26 protein-coding genes are annotated in these 23,616 nt (G+C 60.2%); 11 read left to right on the top strand and 15 right to left on the bottom strand.

Features of this window, described 5'->3' with window-relative positions; translation table 11 throughout:
* The first annotated feature begins 132 nt into the window (after window positions 1–132).
* Window positions 133–978: an AAA family ATPase gene (locus tag AB4O45_RS20245; RefSeq protein WP_007911294.1), complete on the top strand. Its 846-nt coding sequence runs from the start codon at window positions 133–135 to the stop codon at window positions 976–978.
* 12 nt (window positions 979–990) lie between these two features.
* Window positions 991–2,169 carry a vWA domain-containing protein gene (locus tag AB4O45_RS20240; protein WP_460160466.1) on the top strand — a complete coding sequence of 393 codons (1,179 nt, stop codon included), beginning with the start codon at window positions 991–993 and terminating at the stop codon, window positions 2,167–2,169.
* A 43-nt stretch (window positions 2,170–2,212) separates the two neighbouring features.
* Here AB4O45_RS20240 and AB4O45_RS20235 read toward each other — a convergent pair whose 3' ends face one another.
* The 5 genes from AB4O45_RS20235 to AB4O45_RS20215 form a co-directional block, all read right to left on the bottom strand.
* Window positions 2,213–2,743, bottom strand: a complete 531-nt coding sequence (locus AB4O45_RS20235; protein WP_305382406.1) for a hypothetical protein — start codon at window positions 2,741–2,743, stop codon at window positions 2,213–2,215.
* 118 nt (window positions 2,744–2,861) lie between these two features.
* Complete coding sequence (locus AB4O45_RS20230; RefSeq protein ID WP_305382405.1) at window positions 2,862–3,779, bottom strand: 5-oxoprolinase subunit C family protein; 918 nt, start codon at window positions 3,777–3,779, stop codon at window positions 2,862–2,864.
* Window positions 3,776–4,480 carry a 5-oxoprolinase subunit PxpB gene (gene pxpB / locus AB4O45_RS20225; protein ID WP_460160465.1) on the bottom strand — a complete coding sequence of 235 codons (705 nt, stop codon included), beginning with the start codon at window positions 4,478–4,480 and terminating at the stop codon, window positions 3,776–3,778. The genes AB4O45_RS20230 and pxpB overlap by 4 nt, the downstream gene beginning before the upstream one ends.
* Window positions 4,477–5,229 carry a 5-oxoprolinase subunit PxpA gene (locus AB4O45_RS20220; protein WP_460160464.1) on the bottom strand — a complete coding sequence of 251 codons (753 nt, stop codon included), beginning with the start codon at window positions 5,227–5,229 and terminating at the stop codon, window positions 4,477–4,479. The genes pxpB and AB4O45_RS20220 overlap by 4 nt, the downstream gene beginning before the upstream one ends.
* 62 nt (window positions 5,230–5,291) lie before the next feature.
* The gene (locus AB4O45_RS20215) at window positions 5,292–6,578 is read right to left on the bottom strand and encodes an MFS transporter (protein WP_016771221.1); all 1,287 of its coding nucleotides are present in this window, start codon (window positions 6,576–6,578) and stop codon (window positions 5,292–5,294) included.
* A 159-nt stretch (window positions 6,579–6,737) separates the two neighbouring features.
* On the opposite strand from AB4O45_RS20215, the gene AB4O45_RS20210 reads away from it, so the two are divergent.
* Window positions 6,738–7,652 (top strand): LysR family transcriptional regulator, encoded by a 915-nt coding sequence (locus AB4O45_RS20210; RefSeq protein ID WP_423520464.1) that lies wholly within the window; start codon window positions 6,738–6,740, stop codon window positions 7,650–7,652.
* A gap of 302 nt (window positions 7,653–7,954) precedes the next feature.
* Here AB4O45_RS20210 and AB4O45_RS20205 read toward each other — a convergent pair whose 3' ends face one another.
* From AB4O45_RS20205 to AB4O45_RS20195, 3 genes are read right to left on the bottom strand one after another with little or no spacing between them, the layout of a single operon-like run.
* A complete protein-coding gene (locus AB4O45_RS20205) occupies window positions 7,955–8,497 on the bottom strand; it encodes a DUF2937 family protein (protein WP_016771223.1) in 543 nt (180 codons plus the stop codon).
* Window positions 8,498–8,509: 12 nt separating this feature from the next.
* Window positions 8,510–9,286: a class II glutamine amidotransferase gene (locus AB4O45_RS20200; protein WP_252887460.1), complete on the bottom strand. Its 777-nt coding sequence runs from the start codon at window positions 9,284–9,286 to the stop codon at window positions 8,510–8,512.
* 15 nt (window positions 9,287–9,301) lie between these two features.
* A complete protein-coding gene (locus AB4O45_RS20195) occupies window positions 9,302–9,799 on the bottom strand; it encodes a hypothetical protein (RefSeq protein ID WP_041478845.1) in 498 nt (165 codons plus the stop codon).
* A gap of 236 nt (window positions 9,800–10,035) precedes the next feature.
* Here AB4O45_RS20195 and AB4O45_RS20190 point away from each other — a divergent pair, with 236 nt between their 5' ends.
* Both AB4O45_RS20190 and AB4O45_RS20185 read left to right on the top strand, forming a co-directional pair.
* Window positions 10,036–12,090, top strand: a complete 2,055-nt coding sequence (locus AB4O45_RS20190; protein WP_252887459.1) for a S9 family peptidase — start codon at window positions 10,036–10,038, stop codon at window positions 12,088–12,090.
* 235 nt (window positions 12,091–12,325) lie between these two features.
* Window positions 12,326–12,799 (top strand): cyclic nucleotide-binding domain-containing protein, encoded by a 474-nt coding sequence (locus tag AB4O45_RS20185; RefSeq protein ID WP_016771227.1) that lies wholly within the window; start codon window positions 12,326–12,328, stop codon window positions 12,797–12,799.
* Here AB4O45_RS20185 and AB4O45_RS20180 read toward each other — a convergent pair.
* The gene (locus AB4O45_RS20180; RefSeq protein WP_016771228.1) at window positions 12,796–13,080 is read right to left on the bottom strand and encodes a hypothetical protein; all 285 of its coding nucleotides are present in this window, start codon (window positions 13,078–13,080) and stop codon (window positions 12,796–12,798) included. The genes AB4O45_RS20185 and AB4O45_RS20180 overlap by 4 nt on opposite strands.
* Before the next feature lie 80 nt (window positions 13,081–13,160).
* Between AB4O45_RS20180 and AB4O45_RS20175 the strand changes: the two genes are divergently transcribed.
* The 4 genes from AB4O45_RS20175 to AB4O45_RS20160 all read left to right on the top strand — a co-directional run bounded on the left by AB4O45_RS20175 (window position 13,161) and on the right by AB4O45_RS20160 (window position 15,379).
* Complete coding sequence (locus AB4O45_RS20175) at window positions 13,161–13,847, top strand: spermidine synthase (protein ID WP_056783581.1); 687 nt, start codon at window positions 13,161–13,163, stop codon at window positions 13,845–13,847.
* 49 nt (window positions 13,848–13,896) lie between these two features.
* Entirely contained in the window at window positions 13,897–14,322 is a 426-nt protein-coding gene (locus tag AB4O45_RS20170; protein ID WP_460060184.1) for a YajD family HNH nuclease, read from the top strand.
* Window positions 14,323–14,449: 127 nt separating this feature from the next.
* Entirely contained in the window at window positions 14,450–14,920 is a 471-nt protein-coding gene (locus tag AB4O45_RS20165; RefSeq protein ID WP_007911337.1) for an RNA methyltransferase, read from the top strand.
* An 81-nt stretch (window positions 14,921–15,001) separates the two neighbouring features.
* Window positions 15,002–15,379: a YgaP family membrane protein gene (locus AB4O45_RS20160; protein ID WP_110645006.1), complete on the top strand. Its 378-nt coding sequence runs from the start codon at window positions 15,002–15,004 to the stop codon at window positions 15,377–15,379.
* A gap of 121 nt (window positions 15,380–15,500) precedes the next feature.
* Here the strand turns inward: AB4O45_RS20160 and AB4O45_RS20155 are convergent, their stop codons facing one another.
* The 5 genes from AB4O45_RS20155 to AB4O45_RS20135 all read right to left on the bottom strand — a co-directional run bounded on the left by AB4O45_RS20155 (window position 15,501) and on the right by AB4O45_RS20135 (window position 20,479).
* Window positions 15,501–15,950 (bottom strand): YcgN family cysteine cluster protein, encoded by a 450-nt coding sequence (locus tag AB4O45_RS20155; RefSeq protein WP_016771232.1) that lies wholly within the window; start codon window positions 15,948–15,950, stop codon window positions 15,501–15,503.
* A gap of 254 nt (window positions 15,951–16,204) precedes the next feature.
* The gene (locus AB4O45_RS20150; RefSeq protein WP_041478849.1) at window positions 16,205–17,137 is read right to left on the bottom strand and encodes a D-2-hydroxyacid dehydrogenase; all 933 of its coding nucleotides are present in this window, start codon (window positions 17,135–17,137) and stop codon (window positions 16,205–16,207) included.
* Between the two features lie 105 nt (window positions 17,138–17,242).
* The gene (locus AB4O45_RS20145) at window positions 17,243–17,536 is read right to left on the bottom strand and encodes a YcgL domain-containing protein (protein ID WP_041478850.1); all 294 of its coding nucleotides are present in this window, start codon (window positions 17,534–17,536) and stop codon (window positions 17,243–17,245) included.
* Complete coding sequence (gene rnd, locus AB4O45_RS20140; protein ID WP_056783576.1) at window positions 17,533–18,666, bottom strand: ribonuclease D; 1,134 nt, start codon at window positions 18,664–18,666, stop codon at window positions 17,533–17,535. The genes AB4O45_RS20145 and rnd overlap by 4 nt, the downstream gene beginning before the upstream one ends.
* Window positions 18,667–18,829: 163 nt before the next feature.
* Window positions 18,830–20,479 (bottom strand): phosphoethanolamine transferase, encoded by a 1,650-nt coding sequence (locus AB4O45_RS20135; RefSeq protein ID WP_460160463.1) that lies wholly within the window; start codon window positions 20,477–20,479, stop codon window positions 18,830–18,832.
* A gap of 403 nt (window positions 20,480–20,882) precedes the next feature.
* Here AB4O45_RS20135 and AB4O45_RS20130 point away from each other — a divergent pair, with 403 nt between their 5' ends.
* Both AB4O45_RS20130 and AB4O45_RS20125 read left to right on the top strand, forming a co-directional pair.
* Window positions 20,883–22,055 carry a cyanate transporter gene (locus AB4O45_RS20130; RefSeq protein ID WP_460160462.1) on the top strand — a complete coding sequence of 391 codons (1,173 nt, stop codon included), beginning with the start codon at window positions 20,883–20,885 and terminating at the stop codon, window positions 22,053–22,055.
* Window positions 22,056–22,231: 176 nt separating this feature from the next.
* A complete protein-coding gene (locus AB4O45_RS20125) occupies window positions 22,232–23,167 on the top strand; it encodes a LysR family transcriptional regulator (RefSeq protein WP_252887457.1) in 936 nt (311 codons plus the stop codon).
* 3 nt (window positions 23,168–23,170) lie between these two features.
* Here AB4O45_RS20125 and AB4O45_RS20120 read toward each other — a convergent pair whose 3' ends face one another.
* A complete protein-coding gene (locus AB4O45_RS20120) occupies window positions 23,171–23,536 on the bottom strand; it encodes a 5-carboxymethyl-2-hydroxymuconate Delta-isomerase (protein ID WP_041478855.1) in 366 nt (121 codons plus the stop codon).
* Between the last annotated feature and the right edge of the window lie 80 nt (window positions 23,537–23,616).

The following is a 23,616-nucleotide window of genomic DNA, read 5'->3' as shown; positions in this document are numbered from 1 at the left end:
TGTGACGCTCCATTCAGAGACTGAATAAGCCGTCTGCGTTCACAGTCGACCGGCGTGCGCGTTATAGTCGGGCATCCGATTATTCGCCCCGCCCTGCCCGCAAGGTCAGCGTTACCGTTCGAGGATTTGCAGATGAAGTTCGAAGGCACCCAGGCCTACGTCGCCACCGATGACCTGAAGCTGGCGGTCAACGCCGCCATCACCCTGGAACGGCCGCTGCTGGTCAAGGGTGAGCCGGGCACCGGCAAGACCATGCTCGCCGAGCAACTGGCCGAGTCGTTCGGGGCCAAGCTGATCACCTGGCACATCAAGTCCACCACCAAGGCCCATCAGGGTCTGTACGAGTACGACGCGGTCAGCCGTTTGCGCGACTCGCAGCTGGGCAATGAAAAAGTCCACGACGTGCGCAACTACTTGAAGAAAGGCAAGCTCTGGGAAGCCTTCGAGTCCGAAGAGCGGGTGATTCTGCTGATCGACGAAATCGACAAGGCCGACATCGAGTTCCCCAACGACCTGTTGCAAGAACTCGACAAGATGGAGTTCTACGTTTACGAGATCGACGAGACCATCAAGGCCAAGAAGCGCCCGATCATCATCATTACTTCCAACAACGAGAAAGAGCTGCCGGACGCCTTCCTGCGCCGCTGCTTCTTCCACTACATCGCTTTCCCCGACCGCACTACCCTGCAGAAAATCGTCGACGTGCACTACCCGGACATCAAAAAGGACCTGGTCAGCGAAGCGCTCGACGTGTTCTTCGACGTGCGCAAGGTACCGGGCCTGAAGAAAAAGCCTTCGACGTCCGAGCTGGTCGACTGGCTGAAACTGCTGATGGCCGACAACATCGGCGAAGCGGTGCTGCGCGAGCGCGATCCGACCAAAGCCATTCCGCCGCTGGCAGGCGCACTGGTGAAAAACGAACAGGACGTGCAACTGCTTGAGCGCCTGGCGTTCATGAGCCGGCGCGGCACCCGCTAAGAGGCTGCTGCCATGTTGCTCAACCTGTTCAACGAAATGCGTGCAGCCAAGGTGCCGGTGTCGGTACGCGAGCTGCTCGACCTGATCAACGCGCTGAAACAGCGCGTGACCTTCGCCGACATGGACGAGTTCTACTACTTGTCGCGGGCGATTCTGGTGAAGGACGAGCGCCATTTCGACAAGTTCGACCGCGCGTTCGGTGCCTACTTCAATGGCCTGGAGAAACTCGACGATCACTTGCAGGCGCTGATTCCCGAAGACTGGCTGCGCAAGGAATTCGAGCGTTCGCTGAGCGACGAAGAACGCGCGCAGATCCAGTCCCTTGGCGGGCTGGACAAGCTCATCGAGGAATTCAAGAAGCGTCTGGAAGAACAGAAGGAACGTCACGCCGGCGGCAACAAGTGGATCGGCACCGGCGGCACCAGCCCGTTCGGTTCCGGCGGTTTCAACCCGGAAGGCATCCGCGCTGGCGATGCCGGCAAGCGTCAGGGCAAAGCGGTCAAGGTCTGGGATCAGCGCGAGTACAAGAACCTCGACGATTCGGTGGAACTGGGCACGCGCAACATCAAGGTCGCCCTGCGTCGTCTGCGCAAGTTCGCCCGTCAGGGTGCGGCGGAAGAACTCGACATCGACGGCACCATCGACCACACCGCCAAGGATGCCGGCCTGCTGAACATCCAGATGCGCCCGGAACGGCGCAACACGGTGAAGCTGCTGCTGTTGTTCGACATCGGCGGCTCGATGGACGCGCACGTAAAGATCTGCGAGGAATTGTTCTCGGCCTGCAAGACCGAGTTCAAGCATCTTGAGTATTTCTACTTCCACAACTTCATTTATGAATCAGTGTGGAAGAACAACATGCGCCGCACTTCCGAACGCACCTCGACCCAGGATCTGCTGCATAAATACGGCGCCGACTACAAAGTGATCTTTATCGGTGACGCCGCCATGGCGCCTTATGAAATCACCCAGGCCGGTGGCAGCGTCGAGCACTGGAACGAAGAGCCGGGTTACGTGTGGATGCAGCGCTTCATGGAAAAATACAAGAAGCTTATCTGGATCAACCCGTATCCGAAGGACACGTGGGGCTATACCTCGTCGACCAACATCGTCCGCGATCTGATCGAGGATCAGATGTATCCGCTGACGCTGCGCGGGCTTGAAGAAGGGATGCGGTTCTTGTCCAAATGACCGCCTGATCATTCCCACGCTGAGCGCGGGAATGATCAAAGAATTACCAGCCCGATTTGATGTAGGCCACGCAAAGTCTGTCCATGAAGGCTCGGTCATCCGTTTCGCAAACAGGCGGAGGAGACACGCCGCGTTGTTTCGCTTGCCGCACGATTTCATTGCGCTGCTGAGCTTCGCGCTGTAAACGGTTGGCCTTTTCCTGCCGGGTTTCCGGCCTTGTCAGCAGTTCCTCTTGCATCTGACCTTGCGCATCAAAGAAGCGAAACCGCACACCGGTAGCCGGACCTTGCGCAACCCTGCCCTCGGCAATCAGCTCCATACAGGCGCCGTTCTGTCCGGTTTGAAGATGCCTGACAAACATGCGCCGGATATCGGAATTGGCGGTAGACAGAAATTTTTCGATCGGGTCTGTCATTGCTTCGCTATCGGCGTCACCGGCGTCTACCCGTTGCAGACTACCAAAACGATCGACTCTGGCCTTGTAGACCACATCAGCTCTGGCGCGATCATGGAACTCGACGACGCTCACGGCACCTTCCGCGCTGGTTTGGGCACTGACTTTCATATAACGCATCTGTAACTTCCTTGTGAGAGATGAAGGGCAATCGTTTCATATGCTCACAGTCACGACTGTAAGGCGACGTACTTAGCTGCCAGGAAGCGTCTCGGTTTTGGGTACGAAACCATGCACGTTACGCGTAGGACCTCAGATAGTTCTGATGCGTTTTCCAGGCTTGCTCCTGCATTACCGGAATGAATCGCACCGTTGCCCCTGGCAGACATTGCGCCAGCCTGGCCAGCGCCAGCGGCGTCAAAGCGCCCAGGCGCGGGTAACCGCCAATGGTCTGGCGATCATTGAGCAACACGATCGGTTGGCCATCGGGCGGTACCTGCACAGCGCCCAAGGGAATGCCCTCTGAAATCATCGGCGCGCCCTGATATTGCAACGCCGAGCCGAGCAGGCGGATGCCCATGCGGTCGGCGCGACTGTCGATGGTCCAGGCGCTGTTGAAGACATCGAACAGGCTCTGCCCGCTGAACTGGCCGATCTGTGCGCCGAGCACCAAGTCCAAAGGCGCGTGCGTTTTGAAATCCGGCCGCAGCGCCGAAGGCATTTCCCGTACTGCCAACGCTTCGCCGCTGTAACCGAGCACCGCCCCTTTGGCGAGCGGAAGGCCCATGCCATCAAGCCCGCCCAATTCTTCGCGCACCACCGTGGCAATGCTGCCCAGCACCTTAGGCGCAGTAAACCCACCGGGGGCCGCCAGATAAGCTCTAGCGCCAAGCAACGGCTGGGTAAATCGCAATGTCTGGCCTTTCGCCAATTTGAAACTGCGCCACGGCGCCAGCGGCTGGCCGTCGATCTGCGCGCCGAGATCCGCTCCCGCCAGCGCCAGCAGGCAATCCTCTTCAGCCACAACAGCAAACCCGCCGAGGGTGATTTCAACCACTGCTGCATCCAGCTCATTGCCGAGCAGCCAATTGGCCCAGCTCATCGAACACCAATCCGCCGCGCCGCCTTGAGTCACGCCCAGATGCCGCACGCCAAACCGCCCGGCATCCTGCAACAGGCACAGCGGTGTGCTGGCTTCGATCGTCAATCGACTCATGCCAACGCCTCCAGTGGTGTGTCATCGCCGCCCAAGCGTATGAATTCGGCGTGATCGACGGCTTCGAAGCGCACCGTGTCGCCCGGTTGCATCAGGCTGTAGCCGTCGCGATGGCGATCAAACAGTTGCGCCGGGGTGCGCCCGATCAGGTTCCAGCCACCGGGCGAGACCACCGGATAGGCAGCGGTCTGCCGCTCGGCGATACCGACGCTGCCAGCGGCGACTTTCTTGCGCGGCGTGCTCAAGCGCGGCGCGGCGAGCATTTCTTCGACCAGGCCCATGAAGGCAAAACCCGGCGCAAAGCCCAACGCGAACACCTGATATTCCCGTGCGCTGTGGCGACGAATCACCTCCTCCACCGCGAGACCGCTGCGTTCAGCCAGCAGGCTCAGTTCCGGGCCGACACTCAAGTCGTACCAGACCGGCAAGACGTGACACTGCCCGGCACGGCGCGCATTCGGCGACAGATCGACCAGCGCTTCGGCGATCAAGTCACGCGCCTGAGCAGGACTCAACAGCGTCAGGTCGTAATGCACCATCAACGTCGTGTAGGACGGCACCAGATCGATCAGCCGGGCGCCAAACACCGTGCGCAAACGCTCGCTGGCGGCGAGCAGCCACGGCATGTTGGCTTCGGCGATTTCATCGAACAGACGCAGCATCAGGCAGTCGAGCGCCACCACTTCAATCCGTGGGTTCATGACGCACTCGACTGCTGCAAGGCCTGGCGAATGCGCTGCACGGCGGCCACGGAACTGGCGTTGTCGCCGTGGACGCACAAGGTATTGGCGCGCAGGTTCAAAGCGCTGCCATCGCTGGCGGTGAGCGCGCCGCCATTGGCGATGGTCAGCGCTTGCTCGACGATTTTTTCGGGATCGTGATGCACGGCGCCCGGCAGTTGCCGGGAGACCAGCCGGCCGGCGCTGTCGTAGGCACGGTCGGCGAATGCTTCAAACCACAGCGTTACGCCGTATTCATCGCCAATTTGCTGCCCCGCAGCGTTGTCTCGGGTCGCCATCAACATCAGCGGCAGATTGCGATCATAAGCGGCCACGGCCTGCACCACCGCGCGCAACTGCGCAGGGTTGGCCATCATGTCGTTGTACATCGCGCCGTGGGGTTTGACGTAGCTCACGCGCCCGCCCTGCGCCTTGCAGATGCCGTCGAGGGCACCGATCTGGTAATGCAGGATGTCTTGCAGCTCTTGCGCGGAATACGCCATGGAGCGTCGGCCGAATCCGACCAGATCCTGATAGGCCGGGTGCGCGCCAATCTGCACGCCGTGCTCGAGCGCCAGCGCCACGGTTTTGCGCATGATGCTCGGGTCGCCGGCATGGAAACCACAGGCAACGTTGGCGCAATCGATGAAGGGCATGACTTCGGCGTCCAGACCCATGGTCCAGCTGCCGAAGCTCTCGCCAATGTCGCAATTCAATAGCAGGCGGCTCACGGTGAACACTCCTGTAGCTGCTGGTCTTTTTATCTGTAGGAGACTTCTGCGCAGGGTATCAGTTACTGCGCGTCGAGTTGCTTGCCACGGGTTTCCGGCAGGCTCAGCGCCGCCAGAATCACCACGCCGTAAGACACCGCCGCGAAGGCGCCGATGCCCATGCTCAATGGCACCTTCTGGCTGAGCAGGCCGATCAACAGCGGGAATAACGCCGCCAGTGCGCGGCCGATGTTGTAGCAGAAACCCTGGCCCGAGCCGCGAATCCGCGTAGGGAACAATTCGGTGAGAAACGCGCCCATGCCGCTGAAAATCCCCGAGGCGAAGAAGCCCAGCGGAAAGCCCAGCCAGAGCATCACGCCATTGCTGACCGGCATCTGCGTGTAGAGCAGAACGATGGTGAACGAGCCGACGGCAAACAAAATGAAGTTCTTTTTCCGCCCCAGCAGGTCGGTCAGATACGCGCTGATCACATAACCGACATAGGAACCGACGATCACCATCGCCAGATAACCACCGGTGCCGAGCACGCTCAAACCGCGCTCGTTTTTGAGGAAGGTCGGCAGCCAGGAGGTGATCGCGTAGTAGCCGCCCAGCGCACCGGTGGTCAGCAAAGAAGCGCGAAACGTGGTGAAGAGCATGCCCGGTGCGAAGATCTCGTAGAACTTCGCCGGGTTTTCCGGAGTTTGCGCGGCTTTGGCTTCGCGATATATCTCCGGATCTTTCACCAGGCGACGGACAAAAATCACGAATATCGCCGGCACGATGCCAAGGATGAACAGCGCGCGCCAGGCATCTTCCGCAGGCAACACCGAAAACAGCAGCGCGTACAGAATCGCCGTCAGGCCCCAACCCAGCGCCCAGCCGGATTGCACCATGCCCACCGCTTTGCCGCGATCCTTGGCGCGGATCACTTCACCGATCAACACTGCGCCAGCGGTCCATTCACCGCCGAAACCGAAGCCCATCAGGGTGCGGGCGATCAACAATTGTTCGTAGTTTTGCGCGAAGCCGCAGAGGAAGGTGAAGAAGGCGAACCACAGCACCGTCAGTTGCAGGGTGCGCACACGGCCGATGCGGTCGGAGAGAATCCCGGCGACCCAACCGCCGATGGCCGAGGCGATCAGGGTGCTGGTGTGAATCAGTCCCGCTTCGCCCGTGGTGATGCCCCACATCGCGATCAGCGTCGGCACGACGAAGCTGAGCATCTGTGTGTCCATACCGTCCAGACCGTAGCCGATCTTGCAGCTCCAGAACGTGCGACGCTCCTGCTGGTTGATGTTGCGATACCAGTCGAAAGGCCCGGGGCGAGCCGCAGGCTTGGATAAAGGGAGGGTATCGGGAGCACTCATGGCAAATCTCCGCAGGGCTTTTATTGGTCTTGTTCGAAGCTCCGACGACGCCTATCGTGGGAACCGGATGCGTCGATTTTTCGTCGCCCTGCCCTGCGCCGTCCAACGAATAAAAACCCGCCTTAGGCATAAGAAAAATTTGTCACTCGAGCCTTGTCCATGAATCTGAAGTTTCTCGAGACCTTTGTCTGGGTCGCGCGTCTGAAGAGTTTTCGCCTGACCGCTGACAAGCTGTTCACCACCCAGGCATCGATTTCCAGCCGCATTGCAGTGCTCGAAGGCGAGCTGGGCGTAAAGCTGTTTTTGCGCGACTCACGCGGCGTCAGCCTGACCCCGGAAGGCCTGAAAGTGCTCGACTATGCCGAGCAGATGCTCGACACCATGGCGGCGCTGAAGCAGTCGATCGAGACCCGTTCGAGCAAGGTCGGCCGGGTGCGTATCGGCGTGATGGACACAGTGATCCATACCTGGCTGAGCCCGCTGGTGGCGCAGATGACCGATCTGTACCCGCGGGTGGAAATCGAATTGGTCGCGGATACCGCGCTGAACCTCTGCGATCAACTGCAAAAAGGCTTTCTTGATCTGGTTCTGCAAACCGATCTGGTCCGTCACGAAAGCGTGCGCAGCCTCGAGCTGGCGAGCCATCCGCTGGGCTGGATTGTCGCGAGCAATTCGATCTACAACCGTGACTACGCCGACCTCGCCGAACTGGCACAGGAACGGATCATCACCTATTCGAAAAACTCACGACCGCATCAGGATATCGTCGCGCTGATGCAGGCCAGCGGCGTCATGGCGCCACGCTTGAATTGCGTGAACTCGGTGTCGGCGATCACCCGGTTGTTGCGCGATGGCTTCGGTATCGGCGCGCTGCCGCCGGTGCTGGTGACCGAGGAGCTGGCGCGTGGCGAATTGATCGTGCTCGACATCGAGCAGCGGCCGGCGAATCTGCCGGTGGTGGTGTCGTGGCGGGTCGGGGTTGAGTGGGTCGAGGAGATTGTGACGTTGTGTCAGCAGGTGCTAGCGGGGTATGCGCACAAGGTGGGCAAGGACTGCATCACCCTTACTGAATGATTACGTGGCGAGGGGATTTATCCCCGCTCGGCTGCGCAGCAGTCGTGATTGCGGCCAACGCGGTCTTTCAGTGCAGGTTTTGGGGCTGCTGCGCAGCCCAACGGGGATAAATCCCCTCGCCACAGAACTCATTCACCACAGAACCCACTCGCCACGGAACTCATTCGCCACAGAACCCACTCCCCCCATAGCCCATTCACCACAGAGCCCATTCACCACAGAACCCACTCACCCCAGAGCCCACTCACCACAGAATCCCCCATGCCATAAGGCCTCTCTTGCCAGAGGGGATTGTGCAAGTCTTACAAACCGCGCACATCGCGATCTTCGATCGGTCGGCTCTGGCGCAGGCGGCGGCCGCCGAGGACGACCCAGTCGATCAGGCGGAACAGGCATTCGATGCCGAACGACAGCAGCAATGCGCCGCTCATGCCCCAGATCATCGCCTCTGGCGTCAGCAAAATCTGGTAGCTGTAGCCGTTCCAGGTTTCCTTGCGAATATCCGGATCGGCGGCCAGCACCACTTGCAGGAAGCGCACATACCACGGGCCTTGCATCGCCTGGAATTGCTTGTCCAGCGCGACCTGGCGGGTGAGCAAAGTATTCAGGCTGTCGGCATCGCTGCGAAAAATCGGGTCTTCGCTGGCACGGTAATGTGCGACCAGCGCCTGCATATCGCCTTTGAAAAACTGATCCGCCGTGCCCTGGAAACCACGCAGGCCGGTCTGCGCTTCGATCAGGTGCGCTTCGACACGTTGCGCGTAATCGTTGATGAACCCCGGCACCTGGACACCGATCAACAGGCCCGCCGCAAACAACACCAGCCGTAGATAACTGAGCAACATGGGTGCAAATCCTTATTCGGTCTTGCCCTGGCTGACGCATTCGCCGCGTCGCCACAGGCTCCATTGGCCCGGTTCGTAACGGGTCCAGGTTTCGTTTTCGGTCAAAGGCTCGGTGGCAATCACCGTGACCACGTCGTTGGGCGTGGTTTCGGCCTGGAAGTCGACGATCACATCGACATCCTTGAGCCGCGCCGGGCCGAACGGGGCGCGGCGGGTGATCTGGGCGAGTTTGGTCGAGCAGTAACAGAACAGCCAGTCACCGTCGCTGAGCAGGCAATTGAACACGCCTTTGCTGCGATATTCGGCGCACGCTGCGACCAGATCCGGCAGCAGCGTTTCGATATCGACCGGCTCGGGGAAGGCTGCGCGTACCCGGTTGAGCAAATCGCAGAACGCCGCTTCGCTGTCGGTATCGCCGACCGGTCGGTAGAAACTCTTGATCGCAGTGAAGTCGGCGAGCTGGCCGTTGTGCGCGAAACACCAGTTGCGCCCCCACAGTTCGCGGACGAACGGGTGGGTGTTGGACAGGCAGACCTTGCCGACGTTGGCCTGGCGAATATGGCCGATGACCACTTCGCTCTTGATCGGATAACGCTGCACCAGGTTGGCAACTTCCGACTCGCTGCTCGCTGCCGGGTCCTGAAACAGCCGCAGGCCCCGCCCTTCGTAGAAGGCAATGCCCCAGCCGTCGCGGTGCGGGCCGGTACGGCCGCCGCGTTGCATCAGGCCGGTGAAGCTGAACACGATGTCGGTCGGCACGTTGGCACTCATGCCCAGTAATTCACACATGTGCGGACTCTCGGGTTACAGACGCGGCTCGACCCGCATGCGCTGCGGATTGTTCGGTACTGGCGGGCGACCGTAGCGGTCGTCACCGGCGCCGCCGAACGGTTGATCATCGTCGCGCTCTTCGGCACGGGCCGCAGCCTTGGCGGCCTCGGCGCGTTCACGCCGTGCTGCCGAGGCACGCTCGATCGGCAGGCGGATCAAAACGAAAACCAGATACACCCCGAAGGCGATCATGCCGTACATGAACAGATCGGAAACCGCGCGCCAGGCGTTGTTGCCGACCTTGAACAGCATGTCCAGGGCGGTGATGGCGATGGCCGGTGCAACTTTGGCTTTCACCGGATCGACGATGGTCGGGCTGAACAGCAACACCGCCATCAGCACACGCAGCGGCTCGCGCAGCCAACGCCACATCCAGGTGGTCAGGCGCATCCATACCAGCAGGCAGCCCACGGCGGCAAAGGCGTAAAGGCCCCAGGCGATCAGATAGTCGTTCTCGGTCATGGTGTCCATGGCAAGGCAGGCAAATAGGCGCTTATAGTAACGACTTTTCGCCCATGCGGCTTGTCCCAATACCAGACGGCCAGCAGCCGCCCCTGTGGGAGCGAGCCTGCTCGCGAATACGGACTGTCAGTTGCAACAGCGTTGCCTGACACACCGCTTTCGCGAGCAGGCTCGCTCCCACACGGGCTGCGGCGCTTTCAAGACCTGCGAACAACCCAATTCCGAATATTGTCCGAGAGCCTTCCATGCCCCAATCCGCCAATGTCATGACTGCCCCGATTGCCCACCGGGCGCCCGGCGCCGACCCGTATGCCTGGCTGCAGGAACGCGATACCGACGCGGTGCTCGACTACCTCAAGGCTGAAAACGCTTATCAGGAAGCGCAAACCGCCGATCAGGCCGAGCTGCGTGAAAGCCTGTTCAACGAGATCAAGGGGCGGATTCTCGAGACTGATCTGTCCCTGCCCTCGCCCTGGGGCCCCTACCTTTATTACACGCGCACCACCGCCGGTGACGAATATGCCCGGCACTACCGCTGCCCGCGCCCGGCGGACGACAGCCTGACCCTCGATGAAAGCCGCGAACAATTGCTGCTCGACCCGAATGCGCTGGCCAATGGCGGCTTCTTCTCCCTCGGAGCTTTCAGCATCAGCCCCGATCACCAGCGCCTGGCCTACAGCGTTGATGCCTCGGGCGATGAGATCTACACGCTGTTCGTCAAGGAGCTGTCCAACGACAAGGTCAGCGAACTGGAATTCGAGGACTGCGACGGCAGCATGACCTGGGCCAACGACAGCCTGACCCTGTTTTTCGGTGTGCTCGACGACACCCATCGCCCGCATAAACTGTTCCGCTATCGTCTCGATGGCACCGCCGCTGAAGAAGTCTTCCACGAGCCGGACGGTCGGTTCTTCCTGCATTGCTACCGCGCCAGCTCCGAACAGCAATTGCTGCTGTCGCTGGGCAGCAAGACCACCAGTGAAGTCTGGGCGCTGGACGCCAACCAACCGCACCTGCCGTTCAGCTGCCTGGCGCCACGGGTCGAAGATCACGAATACGACGTCGACCACGGCCTGCTCGATGGCGTCTGGACATGGTTTATCCGTACCAACCGCGACGGCATCAACTTCGCCCTGTATCAGGCCCCGGACACTGGCGTGCCGCCGAGCGAGGCCGACTGGCAGAACCTGATCCCGCACAACGAAGAAGTGATGCTCGACGGTGTCAGCCTCAACACCGAGGCGATGACTTTGAGTCTGCGCGAAGGTGGCCTGCCGATCATCGAGGTTCACCCGCAGGGCTCGGCGCCGTATCGCGTGCAATTGCCCGATGCGGCCTACAGCCTCCACGTGCAAAACAGCCTGGAATTCGAGAGCGACCGCATTCGCCTGCGCTACGAAGCGTTGAATCGCCCGGCCCAGGTGCGCCAGTTGATTCTTGCCAGCGGCGAACAAACGGTGCTCAAGGAAACCCCGGTACTCGGCCAATTTGATGCCGACGCCTATGTCAGCCAACGCCTGTGGGCGACCGCCCCGGACGGTACGCAGGTGCCGATCAGTCTGGTGATGAAACGCGAGATGGTCGGTAAACCGGTGCCGCTGTATCTGTATGGTTATGGCGCTTACGGCTCCAGCCTCGATCCGTGGTTTTCTCACGCCCGCCTGAGCCTGCTCGATCGCGGCATGGCCTTCGCCATTGCCCACGTACGCGGCGGCGGCGAGCTGGGCGAAGCCTGGTATCGCGCCGGCAAGCAGGAACACAAACACAACACCTTCAGCGACTTCATCGCCTGCGCCGAATTCCTGATTCTCAACGGCATCACCACGGCGGAGAAACTGGCGATCAGCGGCGGCAGCGCCGGTGGCCTGCTGATCGGCGCGGTACTCAATCAGCGCCCGGACCTGTTCGGCGTGGCGATTGCCGAAGTGCCGTTCGTCGACGTGCTCAACACCATGCTCGACCCCGATCTGCCGCTGACCGTCACCGAATACGACGAATGGGGCAACCCGGAAGAACCGGACGTCTATGATCGGATCAAGGCTTACGCACCGTACGAAAACGTCACCGCGCAAGCTTATCCGCCACTGCTGGTGATCGCCGGCTACAACGACAGCCGCGTGCAGTACTGGGAAGCGGCCAAGTGGGTAGCAAAATTGCGCGCAACCAAGACCGACGACAATGTGCTGCTGCTCAAGACCGAACTGGGCGCCGGGCATGGCGGTATGAGCGGGCGCTATCAGGGATTACGTGACGTAGCGCTCGAATATGCATTTGTGTTCAAGGTTTTGCAGATTGCCTGAGGAACTCTGTGGGTGGCTTGGGTCTTACAGCAGACCCTTGTGGCGAGGGGATTTATCCCCGTTGGGCTGCGAAGCGGCCCCAAACCCTGCAAACTCAGTATTCCTGAAGCACCGAGTTGGCAGGATTTGCGACTGCTGCGCAGCCGAGCGGGGATAAATCCCCTCGCCACAAAAGCCCATTCCTACGGGATCCGTGTATAGCCTTGAAATGTGATAACAAAAAGACCGCATCGACATGTCTGAACCGACCTTTCTGAACAACGAAATCCGCGACTGGCTGATGGACTGTGGCCTGTTCGATCAATTGCAGCTGGCCGACTTCGCGGCCGCTTCCGGCTATTTCAGCATCAGCACCGTGGCTGAAGGCGAGGCGATTTTTCGCGAGGGCGATGCCGGCAGTTTCATGTGCATCATTCACACCGGCCAGGTCGCCGTGCAGAAAACCGGCGCTGACGGCCAGGTCATCACCATGGCCACCCTGCGCAGCGGCCGGGCCTTCGGTGAAATGGCCGTGCTCGATGGCGAGCGCCGCTCGGCTACCTGCATCGCGGCGAGCAATTGTCAGTTGCTCAATCTGGGCAAGGACTCGCTGGAGAAAATGCTCAACGACGCACCGAAAATCGCCGCAAAAATCATCCGCGCCCTCGCCGTCTCGCTGTCCAAACGCCTGCGCATGGCCGATGGCCAGCTCGCCGCGCAACAGGTTTAGCCGCCCGGGGATTTGACCTTGTTGCCGTTCGGCTCGATGCCCGGCACAGGTTGATCCTTGCTCGGCGGGCTGGGCATTTCAATCGGCACCAGTGGCGGGCTGCCGCTACCGGCGCCCGACTTGGGCAGGGTGATCGGGGTGATCTGCGGATACGGTGTCGGCGTCGCGGTGCCGGGCGAGCCGGGCTGCGGCGTCGGGCTGACCGGAACGCTCTGCTGGGCCTGCACTGCAGTAATCGCGAGCGCGGCCAGGGTAATGACCGTTAGAATGGTGCGCTTCATCAAGGGCTCCGTTTGGCCTTTAGTCTGTGCTCAGGCTACTCCCAACGCGCCTGCTTGCCTTCCCCCCTTTAGAGATTTCCATGAAACGTTTCGTTCTGCTCGACACCACCCCGATCCCTGAAAACGGCGGTGCCCTGTGCCTGTTCGAGTATGGCGAGGACTTCGTCATCAAGATCCAGGGCGGCGACGGCGGACAGTTGATGAACACGCGCATGCACGGTTCCGAGGACGCACTGGCAGAGATCCCCTGCCGCAAGGTCGCCGGCCGGTCGAATTCGCGGGTGTTGATCGGTGGCCTGGGCATGGGTTTCACCCTCGCCTCGGCACTCAAGCATCTGGGCAAGTCCGCCGAGGTGGTGGTCGCTGAGCTGGTGCCCGGCGTGGTCGAGTGGAATCGCGGCCCGCTCGGGGAGAAATCCGGTCGGCCATTGCTCGACCCGCGCACGGTGATCCGTCAGGAAGATGTGGCCAATGTGCTGCAAAGCGAGCCGAACGGTTTCGATGCGATCATGCTTGACGTTGACAACGGCCCCGAAGGCCTGACTCAAAAGGCCAACAGCTGGCTGTATTCCGCCGCAGGTCTGAATGCCTGCGCCAAGGCGCTGCGCCCCAAAGGTGTGCTCGCGGTATGGTCGGCCAGCGCCGACCGACAGTTTTCCGACAAATTGAAGAAGGCCGGTTTCAAGGCCGAAGAAGTCCAGGTCTTCGCCCACGGCAACAAGGGCACCCGTCACACGATCTGGATTGCCGAGAAGCTCAAGGGCTGAGCTAAACTCTGCGCATAACCGTCATCAGTCTTTCTGCAAAGGTGAACCCATGAGTTCGTCCACCCCCACCAACACGTCGAAGCTGGACCGCATCCTCGCCGACAACCAGCGCGACAAGGAAATGGGCTACCGCGACAAAGCCCTGAAGATGTACCCACACGTCTGCGGCCGCTGCGCCCGTGAGTTTTCCGGCAAGCGCCTGAGCGAACTGACTGTGCATCACCGTGACCACAACCACGACAACAACCCGCAGGACGGCTCGAACTGGGAGCTGTTGTGCCTGTATTGCCACGACAACGAGCACTCGCGTTACACCGATCAGCAGTATTTCGGCGACGGCTCGCTGAGCACACCGAAGATCGCCAAGGCCACGCATAACCCGTTTGCGGCCCTGGCTGGCTTGATGAAAAAGAAGATTGAAGATCTTCATCGCCTGAGCTGGCCCTTTCGCGAGCAGGCTCGCTCCCACAGTTGAAATGCGTTCCCCTGTGGGAGCGAGCCTGCTCGCGAAGGCGGCCGGCCAGGCACCACAAATCTCGAATCTGCCCGCCCTCCCCCAATCCCCGTATAATCGCCCTCTTTTTCCCGAAGGCACCCCGCTCGTGGCAGACAAACGGTACAGCTGCATTGGTTTGTATAACCCCAAATCACCGGAGAACGTCGGTTCGGTGATGCGCGCCGCAGGCTGTTACGGCGTGGCGTCGGTGTTCTACACCGGCAAGCGTTATGAACGCGCGGCCGATTTCGTCACCGACACCAAGCGCGTGCACTACGACATCCCGTTGATCGGCATCGACGACCTGAAAAAAATCCTTCCGCTCAACTGCGTGCCCGTCGCGGTAGAGCTGGTCGAAGGCGCACGGCCGCTGCCGGAATACACCCACCCCGACCGCGCCCTCTACATCTTCGGCCCGGAAGACGGCTCGCTGGATAAAGAGATTCGCGACTGGTGCGAAGACGTCGTGTACATCCCCACCACCGGCTGCATGAATCTCGCCGCCACGGTCAACGTCGTGCTCTACGACCGCATGGCCAAGGGCCTGAACACGCGCTCCGGGCCGAAATTCCGCTGAAGCGTCGCACATTCGATGGAACAAGCTGACCGCCATGGCAGTCAGCTTATCTATCAATCGCACCCTGCCTGGAGATAGATCATGAGCGAGCTCAAACGCGTAGAACGCATCGAATCCACCCCGTTCCAGTCGCCTTCGCACAAGAATGTGCATGGCTGGGAGCGCGTCGGCTCGTTGACCGGCGGCGTGCTGATGGTCGGCAAGGGCCTGCGCCGTGGCGGCGTGTTCGGCCTGATTCAAGTGGCGCTCGGCGGCATGGCCGTGGCCCGTGGCATTACCGGGCACTGCTCGGCGAAAAGCCTGTTGGAAAAAGGCCGTCAGGACATGAGCAACGTGCGGGCGAAGATCGAACGCGCCGGGGAAGAACTGAGCAAGTTGAAGACCAATGCCGAAGTGGCCACGGAAACGGCGACCGTCACCGGCAATGATTCGCTGACCTCGCCGAAGGCCGGCGTCTGAGGCTTTAAAGCAAAAGATCGCAGCCTGCGGCAGCTCCTACACGGAATCACGTTTTCCATTGTAGGAGCTGCCGAAGGCTACGATCTTTTGATTTTTACGGGTTCAACAACTCACCACCTCATCAACCCGCGCGAAAAATCAGATGATCTTCCCAGTCATCCTCCGGCACGCTGCCTTCGGCGAGCATGCGCCCGGACTGGGAAATCCGCTCATGGTGCACCGCGTCGCGGTCGCCACACACCAGGTGATGCCATAACGGCAGATCCTTGCCCTCGCTGACCAGACGATAACCGCAGGTCGGCGGCAGCCATTTGAATTCTTCCGCCTGACCCGGCGTGAGCTGGATGCAGTCAGGGACAAACTTGATCCGGTTCGGATAATCGCTGCACTGGCAGGTTTTAAGATCCAGCAGTTTGCAGGCGATGCGCGTGTAATAGACGCTGTTGTCTTCTTCGTCCTCGAGCTTTTGCAGGCAGCACAGACCGCAGCCGTCGCACAGCGATTCCCACTCCTCGTGATCGAGTTGATCGAGGGTTTTGCGTTTCCAGAACGGTTCGACTATGGCGGCCATGGCTCAAGCATCAACATCAAGGTGGTGAAAAGGCCGCCAGTCTAGTGCCAGCGGGCGCGGGGGCCAAGCGCTGGCGACTGCCGGTAAATCCGCTTGTCCGCACCAGCGCCGCCCGCTGAGCAAACTGGTGGCTACACTTTGAAACCAAAGTGGGAGCGAGCCTGCTCGCGAAAGCGCTGTGTCAGACACGCTGTTGTCGACTGACACGCCCTCTTCGCGAGCAGGCTCGCTCCCACAGTGAAATCGGTGGAGAGTCAGTAACCGCGGGTGAAATCCACCTCGCCGCGCAAAGCTTCACCTGCCTCATACGCTTTCAGGTTCTGCACAAACAAATCCACCATCAGCGCCGGCGAGGTCGGTGCCGAGCTGTGCCCGGTCAGGAGCAAGCCCCACGCGGTCCAGAATGGATGGCGTTGCGGCAATGGTTCCTGACGGCAGACGTCGATCACCGCGCCGGCCAGATGCCCTTCCTTCAAGGCTTCTACCAGATCGGCATCGACCACTGCGACGCCACGCCCGGCGTTGATGAACAATCCGGTCGGCTTGAATTGTTTGAACAGCGCCGCGTCGTAGATATCATGGGTGTGTTCGGTGTTCGGCAGCAGATTGACCACGTAATCCACTTCGCCCACCAGACGCGGAAGATCGGCCAGCGCGCCGACTTCGACAAACGGCGCCTGTTCGCGGGCACTGCTGGCGATGCCGTACAGCTCGACGCCGAACGGCCGCAGAAACTGCGCAACGCTCTGGCCGATGTCACCGGTGCCGACGATCAGCACCTTGCGCCCTACCAGACTCTGGCCGCTGCGGTTGTCCCACTTGCGCTCGACCTGGCTGACCAGTCGCGCCAGCACTTCGCGTTCGTGGCCGAGGATGTAGGTCAGCACGTATTCAGCCATGACCTGACCGAAAATCCCCACGGCGCGGGTCAGACGATAGTCGCGGCGCAGGCCGTCGGCGAGCAGCGGCGTGATGCCGGCCCAGGTCGATTGCAGCCATTGCGGTTGATGGCCCTGGCGCAGCAAGGTCGCCAGCAGATCCGGCTGGCCCAGCCACACCGGGCAATCGGCGGCCTGACGCGCCAGTTCGGCGGAGTCGCCGCTGGTCAGGATTTCAAGCTCGGGCAGCGCCTGACGCAGCAGGCGGGCGTATATCGCGTAGTCGTGTTCGGCAATCAGAACGCGCATCTTCAAACCTTTCGCAAACCGTGCAGACAGCCGCCGGGTTCGGGCCGGCCATCGCGGTAAAAACAGTTCCAGGGTTAACCGAGGCCCAGAACAGGGCCTCGCGGGTCAGACCGGGTCGTTGCGTCGCAGCAACTCTTCGGGCAAGTGCTCGATGTACTCGTCCTCGGCCGGTGGCATTTGCAGGTGATAGCCCTGCTTGTCGAGGTTTTCCAGAACCACGGTGATGTCTTCGCTGGCCAGCTTGCGCTCGGGCGACAGCACCAGATCGAAGGAGTGCTTCGCTTTGCCAAAAGCCGTCATCAGCGCTTCCGGCACGCGCTCGAGCGCATCGCTCTTGAGCACGTAGAGATACATGCCGCTGCGCTTGGAGCTTTGGTAGATGGAGCAAATACGTTTCAAGGCTGTTCTCCGGCGGTGGCCAGGCTGTCGAGCAGCTTCTGGCCGAGCAATTCGCGGCGCCAGCCACGCAGCGAATCGGGCAATTGGTAAGGACCCTCGGGGAAGCCGCTTTTGACCAGGGCTTCGAGGGTTTTCTTGCGCAGCATCAGTTCCGGGGCAATACCCAAGCGTTCGGCCTCGGCCTGACCCAGCGCGCGCAGTTGTTTGATCAACGCAGCGGCTTCGATCGGCAACGGCTCCGGCACTGCCGGCGGCCATTGATCTGGCCCCACACTGCCAGAGCGCTTGATCAGATCAAGCAGAAACTGACCGTCCTGACGTACGGTACGCGGGTGCATGTCTTCAATCTTGCCCAGCGCCGCGAGGTTATCCGGCTGGGTGCGGGCCAAGGGCCACAGCGAGTGTTCACGGACGATGCGGTTGCGCGGCAGGTCGCGGGCGCGGGCTTCTTTTTCGCGCCAGGCGCACAGCTCACGCAGCACGGCGAGTTGTGCACGGGACAACTTCCACGCCAGTTTCGCCTCGCGATACACCTCGTAAGGATCGGTTTCGCGGCGCAGGTTGGCGACCAGTTCGGCGCCATCCTCCAGCACCCAGGCGAACTTGTCGTCGGACAGCTTGGGCCGCAACTCGACGAACACCTCGGCCAGATGCACGGCATCTTCGGCGGCATAGCTGATCTGGGTTTCGGACAGCGGGCGCTGCAACCAGTCGGAACGGGTTTCGCCCTTTGGCAGGTCGATGCCGAGCACCTCCTGCACCAGACGCGAGTAGCCCATCGAAAAGCCGAGGTTCAGGTAAGCGGCGGCCAGTTGCGTGTCGAACAGAGGCGCCGGCAGGCTGCCGGTCAGGCGCAACAGTACTTCGAGGTCTTCGCTGCAGGCGTGCAGGACTTTCAGCACCGCCGGGTTTTCCAGCAACTCGGCCAGCGGTTGCCAGGCGTTGATGGTCAGCGGGTCGATCAGGTAGGCGCGTTTGCCGTCGCCGATCTGCAACAGGCCGGCAATCGGATAGAAGGTGTCGACCCGCATGAATTCGGTGTCGAGGGCAACGAACGGCAGCTGCTGCCACTCGGCGCAAAACTGCGCGAGGCTTTCGTTGTCGCGAATCCAGTGAATATCGATAGCCACACGGCTCTCCCTTGAAGAATGGCGCGCAGTATATATCGCCACCGACGATTTACGCGCCTTTGAAGGGCAAGAGCTGTAAGGAAATGTCTTGCCTGTCAGCAAGAATAGTCTGACAGCAGAAACAGAAAGGCCCGTCGCATTGGCGCGACGGGCAGGAAACGCTTCACTGCTTGGCCAACACGCCGTCGATCACCGCGCCACGACAGCCGGCAAACATGTCCAAGGCAGGTTGATAGACGCTGCTGCGCACTTCCAGCAGGCCGAGCATCGAGTGGAACAGATTGTCCTGGCTCAGCGGCTTGTCCCGGCTCAGTTGCAGGCAATGGGTGTCGACCGAATAGGCCTTCTGATAGCTGTCAGAGAACCACGCCAGCATCGCTACATGCTTCTGTTGCTCGGGCGCCAGCATATAAGGCGTGCCGTGCAGAAACAGGTTGTACTCGCCCAACGATTCGCCGTGGTCCGACAGATAGAGCATGGCGGTGTCGACTTTGTCCTGATTGCTGCGCAGCACATCGATCAGGCTCGCCAGCACATGGTCGGTGTAGACCAAGGTGTTGTCGTAACCGTTGACGATACTTTCGCGGCTGCAATTGTTCAGCGCGTTACTTTCACAGACCGGAGTGAAGTGTTCGTACTCCTTGGGATAACGCTTGAAGTAGTCCGGGCCGTGACTGCCCATCTGGTGCAGAACCAGCACGGTGTCCTTGTCCAGATGATCGATGAAACTTTGCAGGCCTTGCAGGAGGATTTCATCGCGACATTCGCTGTTGGCGCACAACGCAGGGTCTTGCAACTTGCTGACATCCTGCACCGTGACGCGGTCGCAAGTGCCTTTGCAGCCGGACTGGTTATCGCGCCAGATCACATCAATGCCGGCGCGCTTGAGCACATCGAGCAAGCCTTCTTCGTTCTTGGCCTTGCTGGCGTTGTAATCCTTGCGGCCCATGTTGGAGAACATGCACGGTACCGAGACTGCGGTTTCCGTGCCGCAGGAATGCACGTCAGTGAAGGCGATCAGGCCAGCCTCTTTGTCCAGTTGCGGGGTGGTGTCTCGGTCGTAACCGAGAATGCCGAAGTTCTGCGCCCGCGCACTTTCCCCCACCACCAGCACGGTGAGGGATTTGCGTGGCTGTAGCCGCAAGTCGGGATTGCGCTGGGCATCTTCGCCGATCTTGATGAACGGCTGCTGCGCCGAGACCACTTGCTCTTGCAGATAACCAATGGATGCGCCGATGTAATTGCTCGGCACCAGCATCAGGCGAATTTCGTGGTGATTGCGAAACAGCGACGACAAACCTTGATAGTTGGCCAATGCCACAACACCGATTACCGCCGCCGAGGCAACACTGACAATAACTTTGCTGAACAACTCGCGATGCCAGCGCCGATAATTGACCGGTACCTTCCACAACAACAAACACGGCAAAACACCCAGCAAGAGAATATAAGCGAACAACTTCAACGAAAGCAGATCACGCACTTCCGTCGCGTTGGTCTCGGCAAAGTTGCGCAACATGCCCGCATCAATCATGACGCCATATTGGCTCATGAAATAAGCCACGCCGGCGCTGACTAAAAACAAAAGAGTCAAAAGTGGTTTAAGCAGTGGCCGGAACGCGAATATCGTCAGCACGATATTGAACGCGGCAAGGATCATCACAGCGAAGGCCACGCGCATGGCGATGCCCTTGCCATCGGCGGCGGTGATCTCGAACAGGTGTTGCCAAAGCACCAGATTGAAACCGAGCAACAAAAAGGCGCTGGCAAACAACGTCACCCATTCCGGGCGCACGGCTTTTAACTTCAGCATGATGAGTGACTGTTCCTGAAAGAAGAGCCTCGTCGATTGTGAAAAATTCATTCACCGAGGCATGCCAAACTTTAGGCAGGCATGGATCAATTTTTCGTGAAAAAGATGCTAATGATTAGTTGCCTCGGAGTACGAAAGTGAAAGTTTGCGAGTATTTGAGAATGGTTCAGGGTTTATTCAGTTTCAGGCACTTCACAATGTCCTCTGTGGGAGCGAGCCTGCTCGCGAAAGCGCAATGTCAGCAAATGAATGTTTGTCTGGAGGAACGCATTCGCGAGCAGGCTCGCTCCCACATCGGGACAGGGGTGTTATCGAGTTTTTAGGTCTGGCCCGGGGTTTTCTGATTTGCCGATGCGCGCGCCGCGACGCCTAATCATCAGCCTCCCCACTCAAAGGCCTGCTGATGAATCACTCCCGCCCCGCCGCTTGGCTGATACTCGCGATCATTCTTGTTGCACTTAATCTGCGCCCCTCAATGGCAGCCATCGGGCCGCTGCTGTCGGCGATCCGTAGCGATATACCGTTGAGCTTCACGCTTGCCTCTTTGCTGACGATGCTGCCGGTCATGGCCATGGGGCTGGCGATGTTCTTCGGCCTGCGCATCAGCCAGCGTCTGGGCGAACAACGCACGGTGCTGCTGTCGCTGCTTGTCATCGGGCTGGCGAACGTGTCACGGCTGTTTATCGATTCTGCGGTCGAGCTGATCGTCAGCGCGATACTGGCCGGTATTGGCATAGCCCTGATTCAGGCATTGATGCCGGCGCTGATCAAGACGCGCTTTGCTGACAACGTGGCGTTGTGCATGGGCATCTACGTGACTTCGATCATGGGCGGCGCCGCGATTGCCGCATCGTTCGCGCCGCTGGTGATGGTGGAGACCGGCAGTTGGCGCATCGGGCTGGCCATCTGGGCGGCGTTGGCATTGGTCGCGTTGCTGGTCTGGTGCTTGCAGCCCGCGCAAGCCCTACCAAGGGTGACCCAGCGGGAATCTTTCATCACGCGCCGTCGCGCCTGGTTGCTGGCGATTTTCTTTGGCCTCGGTACGGCGTCCTACACCTGTGTCCTCGCCTGGCTTGCCCCGTATTACGTGGAAAAAGGCTGGAGTGAACAGAACGCCGGGCTGCTGTTGGGTTTTCTTACAGCGATGGAGGTCATTTCCGGCCTGGCAGTGCCTGCGATCGCCAATCGCAGCCGTGACCGGCGTGGGATATTGGCGGTTCTGCTGTTGCTGATCATCGGCGGTTTCTGCGGGCTGATTCTCGCCCCGCTAACTCTGGCCCTGTTATGGCCTTGTCTGTTGGGGTTGGGGATTGGCGGTCTGTTTCCGATGAGCCTGATCGTTGCACTGGATCACTGCGACGAGCCGCAGCGCGCCGGTGGCCTGACCGCGTTTGTACAGGGGATCGGTTATCTGATCGCAGGACTGTCGCCACTGTTGGCAGGGATGATTCGCGATCGGCTGGGCAGTTTCGAAGGCGCGTGGTGGGCGCTGACTGCAGTAGTGGTGCTCATGCTGCTGATGGTCGTGCGCTTCAACCCTCGCGACTACACACGTCACTTGCCCTGCCCGGGCTAGAGGCCTCTGGCCATCTTTTGCGCACGAGATTGGCAACGTCGTGTTGCTAAAAGTTTCTGTCCCACATGTGTCCGTGAAATGTCCTACGAGGGTTTCTCCTGGCACCATCGTTCCGTTAGGATCGTACGCACACGTTTGCGCGAATTCTGCGCGAGGGGCACAGCGAGACGGAACTCATGCTGAACAGTAATTTGCTTCGCAAGCTCGATATGCAGGACTTGATGGTATTCGTCGCCGTGTACGAGCAGAGCAGTGTCACCGATGTCTCGGAAACCCTGTTCGTCAGCCAGTCCACCGTCAGTTATTGCCTGAAGAAACTGCGCACCAGTTTCGAAGACGAACTGTTCATCAACACCCGCACCGGCATGCGCCCGACCTACAAGGCCTGCAGCATGTACGGCCATGTGCAGAAAATCCTCGAAAGCATCAACCTCTGCCACGCCGGTGCCCCGGCTTTCGACCCGAGCCGGCAGGCGGTGACTTTCAACATCTGCGCCCCGGAATACTTCGAGCAATTGATTCTGCCGCGACTGTTGAAGCGCTTCGATTTCGACGACTTGCCAGTGATGGTCAACATGCACAAATTCGAAACCGACGTTCCGGCCGAAGAGTTGCGCGACGGCAGCCTCGATCTGGTGATCAGTTTCGGCCCGCACTTTCACCGCCAGCATGCGGATCTGAAATCACGGATGTTGCTGGAAGATGACCTGGTCTGCGTCTTCGACAAACGCGCCACCCCACTCGAACCGCGCCTGAGCCTGCAAGCATTCACCGAACGTCGGCATGTGTTTCCAACGCCGTGGACTTCAAGCACCAACATGGTCGACGGCTGGCTGGCGCGGCAAGCGCAAAAGCGCCAGATAGTGGCCCGATCGAACAGCTACAGCGCCGCGTTGAAGATGATCACCGGCACCGATTTCATCCTCACCCTGCCCCGGCGTATCCAGCGTCTGCTGACCAACGACGCAGTGTTCAACCACTGCGAAGCGCCCAACGGCCTGCCGGGTTTCACCCTCGACATGCAGTGGAGCCAGAGCGCCGATCAGGACAGCGCCAACGTCTGGCTGCGCGAGCAGGTGATTCAGGTGTGCAGCGAGCTGGAAAACGCCTGAACGTCAGATGCCGATGGCGGCTTTGCTGTAGGACTCGCGATCGATGTCGAGCAGTTCCACGCACAGTTGCACTTCGAGCCCGGCCGGCCATTCGCAGAGTTCCTGCAACACTGCCAGCAGACTTTGCGAGAGCTGCTTCTTGATCTCCGCCGAGCGCCCGCTGAGCAAGGCCAGTTTCACATGGACGAAGGCACGCTCGCCCTGCGCCGTGCCGACCTTGAAGTTGTCGATCTTGATCGCGCGGCTCTTGATATCGAACTCCGCGCCGAACTGACCGGAACCGACCAGCGTGTTGTTGAGCCGGATCAGGGCGATGTCAGCGTTCAACTGCGTCAGGTTGGCGGTGTATTCCATGTGCAGGTGTGGCATTGCGGATCTCCAGTCGGCGGATGCGGGGGGCGTACATATACCACAATCACACAGCGTCATTTGTGGGAGCGAGCCTGCTC

This window comes from Pseudomonas sp. S2_B10 (assembly GCF_054668425.1).
The sequence above is the reverse complement of the archived record's forward strand: the minus strand, read 5'-3'. Positions and strand labels throughout refer to the sequence as shown.